The organism is Corynebacterium sp. c25Ua_47 (assembly GCF_039907205.1).
GTDB classification, from domain to species: Bacteria; Actinomycetota; Actinomycetes; order Mycobacteriales; family Mycobacteriaceae; genus Corynebacterium; species Corynebacterium hiratae.
This window is the reverse complement of sequence record NZ_JASBOH010000002.1, coordinates 80,387-95,004: the sequence shown is the minus strand read 5'-3', so window position 1 is coordinate 95,004 and position 14,618 is coordinate 80,387. Positions and strand designations below refer to the sequence as shown.

The 14,618-nt window shown below is 61.0% G+C and carries 13 protein-coding genes; 12 read left to right on the top strand and 1 reads right to left on the bottom strand.

Annotation, left to right across the window (positions count from 1 at the left end; translation table 11 throughout):
• The first annotated feature begins 103 nt into the window (after positions 1 to 103).
• On the top strand, positions 104 to 1,411 hold the full coding sequence (locus QKE52_RS02665; protein ID WP_070511850.1) for an anaerobic C4-dicarboxylate transporter: 1,308 nt from the start codon (positions 104 to 106) through the stop codon (positions 1,409 to 1,411).
• 62 nt (positions 1,412 to 1,473) lie between these two features.
• Positions 1,474 to 3,141 carry a formate--tetrahydrofolate ligase gene (locus QKE52_RS02660; RefSeq protein ID WP_049157693.1) on the top strand — a complete coding sequence of 556 codons (1,668 nt, stop codon included), beginning with the start codon at positions 1,474 to 1,476 and terminating at the stop codon, positions 3,139 to 3,141.
• A 27-nt stretch (positions 3,142 to 3,168) separates the two neighbouring features.
• Here QKE52_RS02660 and QKE52_RS02655 read toward each other — a convergent pair whose 3' ends face one another.
• Positions 3,169 to 3,972 (bottom strand): RecB family exonuclease, encoded by an 804-nt coding sequence (locus tag QKE52_RS02655; RefSeq protein ID WP_070511856.1) that lies wholly within the window; start codon positions 3,970 to 3,972, stop codon positions 3,169 to 3,171.
• 75 nt (positions 3,973 to 4,047) lie between these two features.
• On the opposite strand from QKE52_RS02655, the gene QKE52_RS02650 reads away from it, so the two are divergent.
• The 10 genes from QKE52_RS02650 to tatC all read left to right on the top strand — a co-directional run bounded on the left by QKE52_RS02650 (position 4,048) and on the right by tatC (position 14,536).
• Positions 4,048 to 5,310: a M18 family aminopeptidase gene (locus QKE52_RS02650; RefSeq protein ID WP_102233935.1), complete on the top strand. Its 1,263-nt coding sequence runs from the start codon at positions 4,048 to 4,050 to the stop codon at positions 5,308 to 5,310.
• Positions 5,311 to 5,348: 38 nt separating this feature from the next.
• Positions 5,349 to 6,185, top strand: coding sequence for a tRNA (adenine-N1)-methyltransferase (locus tag QKE52_RS02645; RefSeq protein WP_102233936.1), 837 nt, complete (start codon positions 5,349 to 5,351; stop codon positions 6,183 to 6,185).
• 44 nt (positions 6,186 to 6,229) lie between these two features.
• A complete protein-coding gene (arc, locus tag QKE52_RS02640) occupies positions 6,230 to 7,798 on the top strand; it encodes a proteasome ATPase (RefSeq protein WP_347948055.1) in 1,569 nt (522 codons plus the stop codon).
• 2 nt (positions 7,799 to 7,800) lie between these two features.
• Positions 7,801 to 9,345 carry a depupylase/deamidase Dop gene (gene dop, locus QKE52_RS02635; RefSeq protein ID WP_347948053.1) on the top strand — a complete coding sequence of 515 codons (1,545 nt, stop codon included), beginning with the start codon at positions 7,801 to 7,803 and terminating at the stop codon, positions 9,343 to 9,345.
• 36 nt (positions 9,346 to 9,381) lie between these two features.
• Positions 9,382 to 9,573 (top strand): ubiquitin-like protein Pup, encoded by a 192-nt coding sequence (locus QKE52_RS02630; protein ID WP_010186632.1) that lies wholly within the window; start codon positions 9,382 to 9,384, stop codon positions 9,571 to 9,573.
• A 47-nt stretch (positions 9,574 to 9,620) separates the two neighbouring features.
• A complete protein-coding gene (gene pafA, locus QKE52_RS02625; RefSeq protein ID WP_347948051.1) occupies positions 9,621 to 11,003 on the top strand; it encodes a Pup--protein ligase in 1,383 nt (460 codons plus the stop codon).
• 31 nt (positions 11,004 to 11,034) lie between these two features.
• Complete coding sequence (locus QKE52_RS02620; RefSeq protein WP_347948049.1) at positions 11,035 to 12,051, top strand: WYL domain-containing protein; 1,017 nt, start codon at positions 11,035 to 11,037, stop codon at positions 12,049 to 12,051.
• A complete protein-coding gene (locus tag QKE52_RS02615) occupies positions 12,044 to 13,009 on the top strand; it encodes a WYL domain-containing protein (protein ID WP_347948047.1) in 966 nt (321 codons plus the stop codon). Before QKE52_RS02620 ends, QKE52_RS02615 begins: the two co-directional genes overlap by 8 nt.
• A gap of 83 nt (positions 13,010 to 13,092) precedes the next feature.
• Positions 13,093 to 13,356, top strand: a complete 264-nt coding sequence (gene tatA / locus QKE52_RS02610) for a Sec-independent protein translocase subunit TatA (RefSeq protein WP_347948045.1) — start codon at positions 13,093 to 13,095, stop codon at positions 13,354 to 13,356.
• 190 nt (positions 13,357 to 13,546) lie between these two features.
• The gene (tatC, locus tag QKE52_RS02605) at positions 13,547 to 14,536 is read left to right on the top strand and encodes a twin-arginine translocase subunit TatC (protein ID WP_347948044.1); all 990 of its coding nucleotides are present in this window, start codon (positions 13,547 to 13,549) and stop codon (positions 14,534 to 14,536) included.
• Positions 14,537 to 14,618: the final 82 nt, after the last annotated feature.

Below are 14,618 nucleotides of genomic sequence, written 5' to 3'. Positions count from 1 at the left end.
GGGAAGAATAAAAACTGTCAGTTCTCGCGCCATGGTCGTGTTCTGACCGCCGCGCGAATTACCACCCATACTGCAGTTCAACTGCACATATTGGAGTTACACAATGGTTGTAGTGCACATCCTCATCGTCCTTGCGGCGATCTATCTCGGTGCCCGAATCGGTTCAATCGGCATTGGTATGGCCGGCGGCTTGGGCGTTCTACTTTTAGGCCTCACCGGCGTCCCCGTCACCCGCGAAGATATCCCCTTCGATGTCATCGGCATCATCATGACCGTTATCGCGGCCATCGCTGCCATGCAGCGCGCCGGTGGCATGGACTATCTGGTCTACCTGGCAGAGAAGTTCCTTCGTAAAAACCCGAAGAAGATCACGTTCTACGCCCCGGTCGTCACGTGGCTGATGACCGTTCTGGCAGGCACTGGACACACCGCTTTTTCCACGCTCCCGGTTATCGTCGAGGTAGCCAAGGAAGGCAAGGTCCGCCCCTCACGCCCGTTGTCCATCGCGGTTGTTGCCTCGCAGATGGCCATCTGCGCCTCACCCATCTCTGCGGCCGTCGTCTTGCTGGCCTCCCTGTTGGAGCCCATGGGCGTGGGCTATTTGCAGATCCTCGCCGTGCTCATTCCTGCGACGTTCCTCTCCATTTTCCCTGCCGCCTGGATTGCCAACCGAGCAGGCGCTGAGCTCGAAGATGATCCCGTTTACCAAGAACGCAAGGCCCAAGGCCTGGTAAAGATGCCACAGGGCTCCCACAACTACAGCCCGGTGCAGGGCGCCAAGACCTCCGTGATCATCTTCCTGGTTGCCATCGTCATCGTTATGCTGTGGGCCACCCTGACCTCCTCCCAGGTAGGACTCATCGAAGAGCCGACTCTGCCCCGTAACGAAGCCATCATGACGGTGATGCTTACCGCTGCAACCCTCATCGTCATGATCACCAAGATCTCCGCTGGCGATGTACTCAACACCCCAGTGTTCAAGTCTGGCATGTCTGCCTGTATCTGTGTGCTTGGTGTGGCCTGGTTGGGCACCACGCTGATTAACCACTACATGGAGGACATCCAGGCCATTTCCGGGTCCGTCATCGAATCCGCCCCATGGTTGCTGGCCATCGTGCTCTTCTTTGCTGCGGCGCTGCTGTACTCCCAGGCAGCCACCACCAAGGCTCTCATGCCTGCGGCCCTGGCCCTTGGCGTCAACCCGCTGACCGCTGTCGCTGCCTTCCCCGCGGTATCCGCTCTGTTCATTCTGCCGACGTACCCGACCCTGTTGGCGGCCGTTGAAATGGATGACACTGGCTCGACCCGCATCGGAAAGGCTGTCTTCAACCACCCGTTCATCATTCCTGGCACTGTGAGCATCGCCTTGTCGGTCCTCCTGTGCTACGCCATCGGCGCAGTCGTTCTCTAGCATTATCAAAAAATTATTTGATTTTGCTCAAGACACTTCTTTAGCACGCTAAGCTGGTGGGCATGACTACGCAACCTTCTGATGTTGAGATCGCTCAAGCCCACCAGCTCGAACCCATCACTGATATTGCCGCCCGCGCCGGTATCCCAGCGCCCGCCCTTATCCCTTATGGGCAGAACAAAGCCAAAGTAGATATCACCCAAGTTGGGGATACACCCGCCAACGGCAAACTCGTCCTCGTTACTGGTGTCTCGCCGACTCCAGCAGGTGAGGGCAAATCCACTGTCCTTATCGGTTTGACCGATGCCCTCACCCAGCTGGGGAAGAAGGCTATCGTGGCACTGCGCGAGCCCTCCCAGGGCCCCGTCATGGGCATTAAGGGAGGTGCCGCGGGAGGCGGCTACTCCCAGGTTGTTCCCATGGAGGACATCAACCTCCACTTCACGGGTGACTTCCACGCCATCTCTGCGGCGACCAATACCTTGGCCGCCATCATCGATAACCACATCCACCAAGGCAACGCTCTCAACATCGATCCGCGTCGCATCACCTGGCAGCGCTGTATCGACGTCAACGACCGCGCGCTGCGCAATGTCGTCACCGGTCTTGGCGGCCCGGCCCACGGTGTACCGGGGGAGACCGGTTTCACCATTACCGCGGCATCCGAAATCATGGCCATCCTGGGACTCGCCACTGACTTGGCAGACCTGAAGAAGCGCCTTGGCGACATCACCGTGGGCTACACCTATGACCAGAAGCCGGTCACTGCGCGCGAGTTGGGGGCAGAAGGCGCGCTGACGGCACTGATGCGCGATGCACTCAACCCCAACTTGGTGCAAACTCTCGGCGGAACCCCGGCCTTCGTCCACGGCGGACCATTTGCCAACATCGCTCACGGCTGCAACACGCTCCTCGCTACCCAAACCGCGATGCGCTTCGGCGATATCGTTCTTACGGAGGCAGGGTTCGGCGCGGATCTCGGCGGTGAAAAATTCCTCGACGTCAAGTCCCGCTTCGGTGACCTCGATGTCGCCGGCGCCGTCGTCGTGGCGACAATCCGTTCCCAGAAGTACAACGGTGGCCAGCCACGTGAGGAACTGACTACGGAAAACCTGGAAGCGTTGAAGAAGGGTGTGGTCAACCTGGAGCGCCACGTGGAGAACCTCCGCAAGTTTGGTCTGACCCCAGTGGTGGCCCTCAACCTCTTCGGCAGCGATACCGATGCCGAGCGCGAGTTCATGCGCCAGTGGGCGGCAGACTTTGACGTCGCGCTCGAGGAAGCAGAGGTGTGGGCCAAGGGAGGCGCCGGCGCCACCGCGCTAGCTGAGCGCCTTTTGGACAGCCTCTCCGAAGGCTCCTCTCACCAGCTTTACGATCCCGCCGATGGTATCGAGGCATCCATCGAGACCATCGCCACGGAAATTTACCGCGCAGAACGCGTCGAGTATTCCTCCAAGGCGCTCAAGGATCTCAAGTACATCAAGGACAACGGCTGGGAGAAGTTCCCCGTCGTTATCTCTAAGACCCAGTACTCCTTCTCCGATGATCCCAGCCAGCTCGGCGCTCCGGAAGGCCACGTCCTCCACGTCCGCGAACTTCAGCCGCGCACCGGCGCTGGTTTCATCGTTGCCCTAACCGGTGACGTCATGACCATGCCGGGCCTGCCGAAGAAGCCCGCGGCAAACAACATCGACGTTGCCGCTGACGGATCGATCTCCGGCTTGTTCTAAGCCGCCGTGCGGTCTACGCAGCGCAATCTACGCGGTCTGGTCGGGCCACCCGGGATACTCGGGTGGCGTTCCGCCAAACGCCGGGCAGAGGTCTTGGAACGAGCACCAACCGCACAGCTTTGAAGTCTTCGGCCTAAAGTCTCCGGCCTTGCCATCGCCTTCGATTTTGGCCCAGAGCTCGCCTAGGTCGCGCTCGAAGTATTCCAGTTCCTCCGGTCCCGGCGTGAGGAACATAGAGTCCAGTACCTTGAGGTACATCAGCCGCAACTGCGTGGGGATCGTGCCAAGCAGCCGCCAGTACACCAATGCGTAGAAATTCATCTGGAACTGCGCGTCCTGGGAATAACGGGGGAGCGGCTTCTTTCCGGTCTTATAGTCCACCACGCGCACCTCGCCAGTGGGGGCAACGTCTACGCGGTCAATGAACCCGCGGACAGGAACACCGTTCGGCAAGACGGTATCGACGTACATCTCGCACTCATGGGCGTCGAAACCTTGCGGGTTTTCCATCTGGAAGTAGCCCTTGATGAGCTCACGTGCTTCGACGAAGAAGTCGAGTTCTTCCTGTTCTGGGACTAATTCGCGTAGCTCGGGATCGGATTCAATCATCACTGCCCATTCGGGCTTAATCATCTTCACCGCCACCGGGTACTCCCGCTCCTCGCGGGGTAGCTGGTGCATCTTTTCCAGGACGGCGTGGACCAGCGTACCCTTGACCTGTGCCTTCGTCTTGGGCTCGGGGAGCTTGTCGATGGCCCGGAAGCGATAGAGCAGCGGGCACTGCTTGTAATCGGAGGCGCGGGAAGGGGAGAGGGCTAGTCGTTTCGGCATAATGTTTCTCAGCCTAGCGCATAGGCACACACAGTCCTTCCGGCATCACCCGGCAGTCCGTGGCAAGCTGGAAGCATGAGCACTACGCAAGATTTTCTCGATTTCATCGCCGCCAGCCCGTCCTCCTACCACGCGGCTGAGGAGGTAGCGCGCAGACTCGTTGAGGCGGGTTTTAGCCGCCAGGATGAGTCCGCCGAGTGGTCAGCCGAACCGGGCGGCCACGTCATGGTCCGGGGTGGTGCGGTCATGGCATGGTTTGTCCCCGAGGGCGCGAGCCCGGACTCCGGCTTCCGGATTATCGGTTCCCATACTGATTCGCCCGGTCTTGCTCTCAAGCCCACCCCAGATTTCGACTCCGCCGGTTGGCAGCAGGTGGCCGTGGAAGTCTATGGCGGTGTGCTTCTCCACAGCTGGTTCGACCGTGAGCTCACCGTCGGCGGCCAAGTAATTCTGAACGATGGCACACGCCACTTGGTCAATACCGGGCCTTTGCTGCGCTTGCCTTCGCTGGCCATCCACCTCTACCGCAAGGATGAGTTCAAGCCGGATCGCCAGCGCCACATGCAGCCGGTGCTCTCCGTGGGCACTCCGGAAACGTCGGTGATGGGGGTCGTCGGCAAGCAGCTAGGCGTCGCCCCGGAAGATATCGCTTCCTTCAACCTCATTACCGCCGATGCCCAGCACGGTGAGGTCTTTGGCGCCGGCGAAAAGCTCATCGCTGCTGGACGCATGGACAATCTCTCTTCCGTTCACGCCTCCCTGCGTGCCCTCCTCGCCGCCGCCCGCAATGCCGACTCAATTGAGCACAAGGACATCCTCGTCATGGCGGCCTTCGACCACGAAGAGGTCGGTTCTTCCTCGCGCTATGGCGCGGGCGGCCCGATTCTGGGGGATATCCTTACCCGTACGGCACGGGCGCTCGGGGCCGATGAGGAGCAGCGCTTCCAGATGTTCGCGCGCTCCAGCTGTGTGTCTGCGGATGCCGCTCACTCCGTGCACCCCAACTACGCGGAGAAGCACGATCCCACGCACCACCCGATCATCGGCCAAGGCCCAGTCACCAAGATCAACGGCAACCAGCGCTACGCTTCCGACGCCAACACTGTGGCCCTGTGGGAATCTGCCTGCCGCCGCGCTGAGGTGCCCTACCAGCGCTTCGTAGGCAATAACGACGTGCCCTGTGGCTCCACCATCGGCCCGATTTCCGCCACCCGCTTGGGCATTCCCACCGTCGACGTGGGAGTGCCGATGCTCTCGATGCACTCGGCCCGCGAGCTGGTGGGCGAGCGCGACCAACTATGGCTTGGTAACGCCCTTGAGGCATACTTGGTGGGTTAATCCTTGCCACCCCGAACTATGTGAAAGGTTCCCACGCCATGGCTTATTCTGGCCCCTTCCGCTACGGCGACCGCGTGCAGCTCACCGATGCCAAGCGGCGTCACTACACCATCGTCCTCGAGGAGGGAGGCCAGTTCCATTCGCACAAGGGCATCATCAACCACGATGATGTCGTCGGCATGGATGAAGGCTCCGTCATCGATTCGACTCTGGGTAGCTCCTTCCTCCTGTTCCGCCACCTCATGGTGGACCATGTCCTGTCGATGCCACGGGGTGCCGCGGTGATCTATCCCAAAGACTCCGCGCAGATTCTGGTCGAAGGCGATATTTTCATGGGCGCACGAGTGCTCGAGGCTGGCGCCGGTTCCGGTGCTCTCTCGATGACGTTGTTGCGCGCCGTGGGGCCGGAGGGCCACGTTTTCTCCTATGAGGTCCGCGATGATCATTTGGAATACGCCGTGGACAACGTCACCGAATACTTCGGTAAGCAGCCCGAATGGTGGAGTCCGCGTCTGGGGGACTTGGCCGATGTCACCGTCGAGGAGCTGGGCGGCCCGGTGGATCGCGTTATCTTAGACATGCTCGAGCCCTGGGAGCACCTAGAGAAGGTGCGCGATATCCTCATTCCAGGCGGCGTTTTCATGACCTATGTCGCCACCGTGCCGCAGCTGATGAAGGTGATGGAGGGCATCCGCGAGCTCAAGTGCTTTACGGAGCCGCGTGCCTGGGAGTCCCTGGTGCGCGAATGGAAGGTGGACGGCTTGGCCACCCGCCCTGAGCATCGCATGAACGCGCACACGGCGTTTCTGATCTGGACGCGCCGGCTTGCCGACGGTGTCACTCCACCCCGCCCGCAGCGCCGCGCCCGAAAATAAGCCCCGAGATTAAACGTGGCGCACTGCGCGCTAGGGTGGACTCTATGAACGATGCCACTCATTCCCAGGAACTTGGCCAGCAGCGTCGCCAGATAGAGCAGCTCGCTGAACGCAATGCCAAGCTTGCTGCCCTGTTGAAGGATGCGCGCACGAAGCTTCAGCAGATGCTCGCGGAGGTTGACGCCCTTGCGGAGCCTGCCTCCACATACGGTGTCTTTCTGGGCTATTCCGGGCGCGCGCATGATTCACGCCGTGACGCCGAGGTTTATACCAATGGCCGAGCCATGCGGGTCAAGATTTCGCCAAACCTGGAGCCCGGCTCCCTGAAAGTAGGGCAGCAGGTGCGCTTGGGCGAGGGCTTCGTCGTCGTGGAGGCCTGCGCCCCGGTAAATACGGGCGCGCTGGCGACGCTCCAAGAACGTCTCGGCACCGACCGCGCCGTGGTCATCAATTCCTCTGGTGAAGAGCAGGTTGTTCTCCTTGCTGCAGCGTTGCGGGATACCGTGCGCGCCGGCGATACCCTCTTGGTTGAGCCCAAATCTGGTGTAGCCACCGAACGCGTGCACAAGACTGAGGTAGCACAGCTCACGCTGGAGGAAGTTCCTGACGTCTCCTACGAGGACATCGGCGGTTTGGATGAGCAGATTTCGCTTATCCGTGACTCCGTCGAGCTGCCTTTCCTGCACCCGGAGCTCTACCGCCAGTACGATCTCCAGCCGCCCAAGGGCGTGCTGCTCTACGGCCCGCCGGGCTGCGGAAAGACGCTCATCGCCAAGGCGGTGGCGCATTCGCTGTCCGCATCACTGGGAGCTAGTGCCCCCAGCTACTTCCTCAATGTGAAGGGCCCAGAACTGCTCAATAAATTCGTAGGCGAGACTGAGCGCCGCATCCGCCTCATCTTCGAACGCGCCCGCGAGCTTGCTTCCGAACCCACCGAGGATGGCAGCCAGCGCCCGGTCATCATCTTTTTCGATGAGATGGAATCCATCTTCCGCACGCGTGGCTCCGGCGTGTCCTCCGATATGGAAACCACCGTCGTCCCGCAGCTGCTGACGGAGCTGGACGGTGTGGAGAAGCTCAGCAACGTCATCGTCATCGGCGCCACCAACCGCGAGGAACTCATCGACCCCGCCATCATGCGCCCGGGGCGCCTCGATATCAAGATTCGCGTCAACCGCCCGACCAAGCAGGGCGCGCGGGAAATCTTTGCGCGCCACTTTCCGGAATCAGTCCCGCACGAGGGCGACCTTTCCCAGCTCATCGATACCGCGGTCGACGATCTCTACGCCGAGCGGCCGTTCGTCAAACTCCACTTCGCTAACGCGGATCCGCGTGTGCTGCACTACCGGGACTTCGTGTCCGGCGCAATGATCGCCAGCATCGTCTCCCGTGCCAAGAAGCTGGCGATCAAGGAAGCGTTGGACGCAGCCACTGCCACCGATGGGGCGAAGTCCGCCGGCATAACCGCAGCGCACCTCCACGAGGCTATAGCCGCGGAACAGGCTGAATCGGAATACGTCCCCACCTCCGCCAACCCGGAAGAGTGGGCAAAGATCGTCGCTGGTACCTCCGCTGGCGCATATGTCACCCAGGTCGAATTGATGGGAGTGTAGCCATGAGCCGTGTTCTAGGAACCGAAACTGAATATGGAATCTCCACGCCGTCCAACCCGGCGCTGTCACCGATCGTGACCTCCACCCATGCAGTTGTGGCTTATGCCGCCCTGCATACCGGTGCGCGCTCCCGCTGGGATTTTCGGGAAGAGCACCCGCTGCGCGATAGCCGCGGCTTCGATCTCAAGCGCTACCACACCGTGCCGGTGGTGGACCCGAACGCGCTGGGTGTGGCCAACGTGGTGACCGCCAATGGCGCGCGTTTCTACGTCGACCACGCCCACCCCGAATACTCCTCACCGGAGTGCACGAATGCCTGGGATGCGATGCTTTACGACGCCGCCGGTGACCTCATCCTGCGCCGTGCAGGGGAGGCCGTAGCATCGCTGACCGCGCAGGGCACGTCCGTGTTGGCCACACACGATCCCTGCCCGCCGCTGAAGTTTTACAAGAACAATGTGGACGGCAAGGGTGCTTCCTATGGCAGCCACGAGAATTACCAGTACTCTCGGGACACCGACTTCGATGATATTGCCCAGGGGCTGATTCCTTTCTTCGTTGCCCGCCAAGTGGTCACCGGTGCCGGCCGCATGGGTGTGGGCGTCGATGGAGAGGAGCCAGGTTTCCAAATTTCGCAGCGCGCGGACTACATCGAGCAGGAAATCTCCCTAGAAACCACCCTTAACCGCGGTATCATCAACACCCGCGACGAGCCGCACGCGGTCGCCGAAGACTTCGGCCGCCTGCACGTCATCATCGGTGACGCCACGATGTCCCACACCTCGACGCTGCTCAAGCTAGGCATGACCTCGCTAGTACTCGATGCCATCGAGAGCGGCGTGGATTTTAGTGATCTGCGCCTAGCAGAGCCGGTGGCGGAGGTGCAGCGGGTGAGCCGCGACCTCACCTTGACACACCAGCTGGCGCTTCGCGACGGCCGCCGCCTCACCGCCCTCGACATCCTCGCCGTCTACCGCGAAAGGGTTACCGCCACCTCCGCAGCGGATGAAAAGGTACTCACCGCCTGGGACGAGGTTGTCGCGCTTCTGGCCGACAACCCGCTCAAGGCCGCCCACCTGCTGGATTGGGTAGCAAAATACCGCTTGATTAAGGGCTACCTGGACCGCGGCGTGGCGGCCGATGATCCGAAACTGGCACTCATCGATCTGCAGTACACCGACATCGATCCGGCAAAGTCCCTCTACCATGCGCTCGTACGCAAGGGGCAGATGCGTACCTTGGTCAGCGAGGAAGAGATTGCTGCTGCAGCGGAAACGCCGCCCGCGGATACCCGCGCCTACCTGCGCGGCCACGCCACCCGAAAGTTCGGGGAGGATGTCTTGGCGGCGTCCTGGCAATCGCTGACCTTCCGCATCGGTGAGGCCGAGGGCGCCAACTCTGGTACTGCCTGCGTGGCACTCGACGACACAAAAAGACTCGGGCAGGACGAGGTGGGCGCTCTGCTGGAATCTGCGGACAGCGCCGCCGACTTCGTTAATAGTTTGCGCCAGCTCGGGGTGCGAATCGAGTACCCTACACTGTATTAGCGCAGCATTTTCCACTCGCGAAAGGAGCTCTTAAGAATGAGCGGACAGCAGTCTCAGATCAACGCCGGTGGCGGCAACGGTCAAGGAGGCGACACTCCGGAGTTCGACGCCGGACAAGTCAGCATCAACAGCGCGGGTACCGATGACCTCCTCGATGAGATTGACGGCCTTTTGGAGTCCAATGCCGAGGAGTTCGTGCGATCCTACGTCCAAAAGGGCGGCGAATAAAGGTGGAGCAGCCCTCCGATAGCGCCCCCGTTTATGCACGGCGGATTATGGGCATCGAAACCGAGTACGGCATTACAGCGAGCGCAAGCGATGGACAGCGGGTGATGTCCCCGGATGAGATCGCCCGCGTGCTTTTCCGGCCCATCGTGTCGAAGTACTCCTCCTCCAATATCTTCAGCCCCAACGCCTCCCGCCTCTACCTCGACGTGGGTTCCCACCCGGAGATCGCTACCGCGGAGTGCGATAGCTTAAGCCAGCTCATTGCCTATGAGCGCGCCGGCGATGCCATGGTCAACCGCATGGCCGTGCAGGCGGAGGAAACACTGGCGGCGGAGGGGGAGAAGCGCGCTGTCTACTTGTTCAAGAACAATGTGGACTCCGCGGGCAATTCCTACGGCTGCCACGAGAACTACCTCATCGGCCGCCACGTGGTGCTCAAGGACCTCGGCAAAGCTCTGCTGCCATTCATGATCACCCGCCAGCTCATCTGTGGAGCAGGAATGATTAGGCCTGCCAGGGGAGAGGAACCCGCGCGTTTCGTGCTCTCCCAACGTGCCGACCAAGTGTGGGAAGGTGTGTCCTCCGCGACGACTCGCTCGCGCCCCATCATCAATACTCGCGACGAACCGCACGGTGATTCCAAGCGTTTCCGCCGAATGCACGTTATCGTTGGCGACTCCAACATGGCCGAACCCACGATGGCCCTCAAAGTTGGCTCCACGCTGCTCATGCTGGAGATGCTGGAAGCCGGTTTTGAGGTGCCGGCATTCTCGGTACTCGAGCCAATTAAACACATTAGGGCCATCGCGCTCGACCCCACCGGCCGCACCGAGCTTCCGCTTGAGGGAGGCGGCAGCACCACCGCGCTCGCCGTACAGCAGGAGCTCTGTACCGCTGCCGAGCGCTGGCTGGATCACCGCGAGGACGCAGGCACTCCGACGGTTGAGTTAGCCCGTGTCGTGGACTTGTGGAAGCGGACCCTCCAGGCCATCGATACTCAGGATTTCTCCGGCGTTGACCGCGAGATCGACTGGGTCATCAAGCGCAGCCTGCTGAACCGCTACCGCGAGCGCCTGGGCGGGGATTGGTCGCACCCCAAGCTGGCACAGATTGACCTGACCTTCCATGACATCCGTCCAGGTCGCGGCCTCTACAGCGTATTGGAGCAGCGCGGCATGGTGAAACGCTGGATCGACGATGCTGCAATCAACGCCGCAGTCGACACCGCCCCGCAGACCACCCGTGCCAAGCTGCGCGGGGAGTTTCTCGCTGTTGCCCGCGAGCTCGATGCCGCGGTAACGGTGGATTGGACGCGGATGAAGGTCAACCGGCCTGAACCGATGACCGAGGAGTTCTCCGACCCCTTTGTGTCCGAGGACCCGCGCCTAGATGGGTTGTTAGACTACATGCGTTCGCACCCAGGCTCATAGAGCCGTAGAGCTGATCAAGGAACCTGCCACTATGCCTTCAGCAGATCGCACTGCAGCCCGGACGCCGGTCAGAGACCGCGCTATCGAAAGGCTCACCAACCTCACCTTTGCCCTGCATGGGGCAGCGCACCAAGGCGGGGTTCCGGACCGCAGCGCGGCGTGGATCCGCAGCCACGTCGAGGGCTACCAGTCACGCAGCGATGAAGCCTTTCACAAGCAGCTTGCCCGCGACATCGTGACCCTGCAGCGCGCCGGTGTGCCAGTAGTACACAGCAGCGGCGCGGAAGGTTCGCTGTACCGGCTCGATCCCGAAAACTACCAGCTACCTCCTGTCGATTTCACGCCGGAGGAGGCCATGGTTCTCGGCGTAGCCGGCGGCATCGGCACTCCGGGAGGCTTAAGCGATTTCAGTCTCTCCGCGTGGACCAAGATCGCAGCCTCAGGCGCCTCCCGCGACTTGAGCGGAGCGCCGGTGTACACCGCAGTCAACGACATGACCAGGTTGAGCCCAGAGCTCGTCACCGGGGTGATTACCGCCGTGCGCGCGGGGCTGCGCATTTCCTTTGATTACTACGCCACGCCCTCTGCCGAGGCAGTTCGCCGCCATATGGATCCCTGGGGGCTGGTCAACCACCGGGGTCGTGTTTATCTCGTCGGTTGGGATGTGGACCGCGAGGCGCCCCGAACTTTTCGCGCTACCCGCGTGGACAACGTCAGGCGCTCGCGTGCCACAGCAACGCATCTCGAGCCCACTGCACCACTGCAGGATCTCGTTGTAGAGGCGCTGGAGCGAGGCGAAACGGTAAATGCTGTCCTCGAGGTTCCCGAGGGTCAGGCCGCCGAGCTTGTCGACGCCGGACGCAGGCGCGAAGATGGGCTCCTAGAGCTCACCAACGTACACCGCGATTGGTTGGTGCGTACCGCTGCTGGCTATGCACCAGATGTCGTGGTGATTGAACCAGCAGAGGTTCGTGCCGACATCATCACACTCTTAAGTGTCGGTGATGCCCCATCATCAGCGTCTGGCGAGGAGGCCCGCCATGGTTGATCAACCCCGCAAGCTGCAGTCCCTTGTTCGCTCCCTCAACCTCATCCCGTACCTGCGTAACCACCCGGGGCTGACTCCGATGGAGGCTGCCGAGGATTTAGGGATGACCCCTGCTGAGCTTAAGGATGCTATCGACCGTCTCTTCTGCTCCGGTGTGGGCCGCAATACCGAGGACCTTATCGACTTAAGCTTTAGCTACCGCGATGGCATCGAGATCTACAACGACCAGGGCCTGACCCAGGCATTGCGACTGACCCCAACTGAGGCCGGCGCGTTGCTGCTAACGCTCGAGTCTCTTGAGGCAATGCCGGGGCTTGTCGACGTCTCCGCGGTCCACTCTGCCGCCGCGAAGCTGCGCGAGATCATGGATGAAAAGACAGCCGCCATCTATGATTCCCTGGCCACGACCGATCCCGAGGAGTCCGAGGTGCAAGCGGCGTTGGCGGGGGCCGTCGACAAGCGCCGGCAAGTGCGTTTTACCTACTGGAGTATGTCCTCCAACCGCACCAGCGAGCGCACCGTGCACCCGGCCCGCATCTTTATCGTGGACGGCGAACCCTATTTGGTGGCCTGGGACGAGTCGGTGGGGGAGCACCGAACGTTCCGCCTCGACCGCATGAGTGATGTTGAGGTGCTTGACGCAACCGCCACCCCACATGTGCGCGAACTGGATTTCAACCCAGATTCACCCTTTGGTCTAGATCACACTCTTGTTGCGGAGCTGGAGATTCACCAAGAATTCACCTGGCTAGCGGAACACTACGACATCACCCTTGGCGAGACCCTAGAAAATGGCCTCATAGCTGCAACGATGCCGGTCGGCTCGGAGGCGTGGTTTAGCCGTTTCGCGCTCGGCCAAGCTGATCGCATGCGGGTTGTGGGGCCGCAGAAGCTCGTTGACGCCATTTCGGAGCATAGAAAACGAGCACTGGAGCGTTATACTCAACTGCCAGACTAAGAGCTCTCCCGCGTGCACGTCGCTCAGCGTCGCGCTGTGTGAACAAGCACGCTTCATCGACCAAGAAAGAAGGGGCACCCTCAATGACCGTGGGACCTTTGGAAATCGGCCTTGTTGTTCTCGTGATCGTGCTGCTATTCGGCGCTAAGAAGCTGCCGGAGCTGGCTCGCTCCATGGGCCGGTCTATGCGCATCTTCAAGTCCGAAGTCAAGGAGATGAAAGAGGAGAACAACACCTCTGAGCAGCAGGGCCAGATCGCGGGCTCCAAGCAGTCCGACGAGGACTTTTGGAACAGCCCGGAGATGCAGCCGCGCACTTCCAAGCCGGCTGACGGAAACCAGAAATAATAATCTTTCCCGGCAGGCAGACCACACTCCGCGTCCCTCGGCGTGCTGAGGCCTCGCCTGCCGTCGTGGGCTTTTCTGTGGAGGTCTTGCTTTGAGTACCGCGAGTACACCGTCGAATCCTGCTTCTAACGCGCCGAAGCAAAAATGGAGCTCAAAGCTACGCCGCAAGCCCAAGAACCCAACGGGGGAGATGACCTTAGTTCAGCACCTCCAGGAGCTGCGCCGACGCATCGTCATTTCCCTTCTCGCCCTCGTTGTGGGTGCCATCATCGGATTCATCTGGTACCAACACGCCCCGTTTGGCATGTCACCGCTAGGTGAGATTTTGCGCGGTCCCTATTGCTCACTCCCTGAAGAGAGCCGTGTTTCCTTCTCCGCGGACGGCGAATGCCGTCTGCTCGCAACCAGCCCCTTCGAAATGCTGATGCTCCGACTCAAGGTTGGCGCGTTAGCCGGCACCGTATTGTCCTCACCGGTCTGGCTCTACCAGATATGGGCCTTCATCGTGCCCGGCCTGCACAAGAACGAACGCCGCTTTACCTTCTTGTTCGTCTCGACTGCGGTCCTGCTCTTCGTGCTCGGCGCGGTTCTCGCCTACGTCATCCTTTCCGTGGGTCTGGAGTTCCTCATGGGCATGGGCTCGGAGTACCAGACCGCAGCACTGACAGGTGAACGTTACTTCTACTTCCTGCTGGCGTTGCTCCTCATCTTTGGCGTCAGCTTTGAGATCCCACTACTCGTGGTTTGCCTCAACCTGATCGGTGTCTTGGAATATGACCACGTCAAAGATAAGCGCCGCATCATCATTGTCGTCATCATGATCTTCGCCGCGGTTGTTACACCGGGCCAAGAACCCTTCTCAATGTTGGTTTTGGCCGGTGCTCTCGTGATTCTTGTGGAGATAGCTTTCCAGTTCTGCCGCATCAACGACAAGCGCCAAAAGCGCCAACGTCCAGACTGGATGGACTTGGACGATGAAACTGCCTCGTCGCTGGATGAAGGTCCGGGTGCCATTGGCGCACCAACTCCGGTGTCTGCATCCACGAGCGTTTCTGCGTCTTCACGGCCGGTATCTTCCAGGCCGGTGGCCTCGGCTTCGTCTGCTGACGCTCGGGTACCGCAGCCTCAGCAGACGAATACTCAGCCCCCGCAGAGCGGCTTTTTCGACGACGTTCTGTAAGCTGGTCAGCCTTCTTAGGGGACTTGTTCAAACTATCCCGCTTGGCGCCGGGGACCGGCGCGCTAGCAGGCCGCCCTTGACA

Excerpts from the sequence above, each read along its gene's own strand:
- QKE52_RS02660 (WP_049157693.1), top strand. The coding sequence starts at position 1,474 with ATGACTACGCAACCTTCTGATGTTGAGATCGCTCAAGCCCACCAGCTC.
- dop (WP_347948053.1), top strand. The coding sequence starts at position 7,801 with ATGAGCCGTGTTCTAGGAACCGAAACTGAATATGGAATCTCCACGCCG.
- QKE52_RS02645 (WP_102233936.1), top strand. The coding sequence starts at position 5,349 with ATGGCTTATTCTGGCCCCTTCCGCTACGGCGACCGCGTGCAGCTCACC.
- QKE52_RS02615 (WP_347948047.1), top strand. The coding sequence starts at position 12,044 with ATGGTTGATCAACCCCGCAAGCTGCAGTCCCTTGTTCGCTCCCTCAAC.
- QKE52_RS02620 (WP_347948049.1), top strand. The coding sequence starts at position 11,035 with ATGCCTTCAGCAGATCGCACTGCAGCCCGGACGCCGGTCAGAGACCGC.
- QKE52_RS02630 (WP_010186632.1), top strand. The coding sequence starts at position 9,382 with ATGAGCGGACAGCAGTCTCAGATCAACGCCGGTGGCGGCAACGGTCAA.
- arc (WP_347948055.1), top strand. The coding sequence starts at position 6,230 with ATGAACGATGCCACTCATTCCCAGGAACTTGGCCAGCAGCGTCGCCAG.
- pafA (WP_347948051.1), top strand. The coding sequence starts at position 9,621 with ATGGGCATCGAAACCGAGTACGGCATTACAGCGAGCGCAAGCGATGGA.
- QKE52_RS02655 (WP_070511856.1), bottom strand. The coding sequence starts at position 3,972 with ATGCCGAAACGACTAGCCCTCTCCCCTTCCCGCGCCTCCGATTACAAG.
- tatC (WP_347948044.1), top strand. The coding sequence starts at position 13,547 with ATGACCTTAGTTCAGCACCTCCAGGAGCTGCGCCGACGCATCGTCATT.
- tatA (WP_347948045.1), top strand. The coding sequence starts at position 13,093 with ATGACCGTGGGACCTTTGGAAATCGGCCTTGTTGTTCTCGTGATCGTG.
- QKE52_RS02650 (WP_102233935.1), top strand. The coding sequence starts at position 4,048 with ATGAGCACTACGCAAGATTTTCTCGATTTCATCGCCGCCAGCCCGTCC.
- QKE52_RS02665 (WP_070511850.1), top strand. The coding sequence starts at position 104 with ATGGTTGTAGTGCACATCCTCATCGTCCTTGCGGCGATCTATCTCGGT.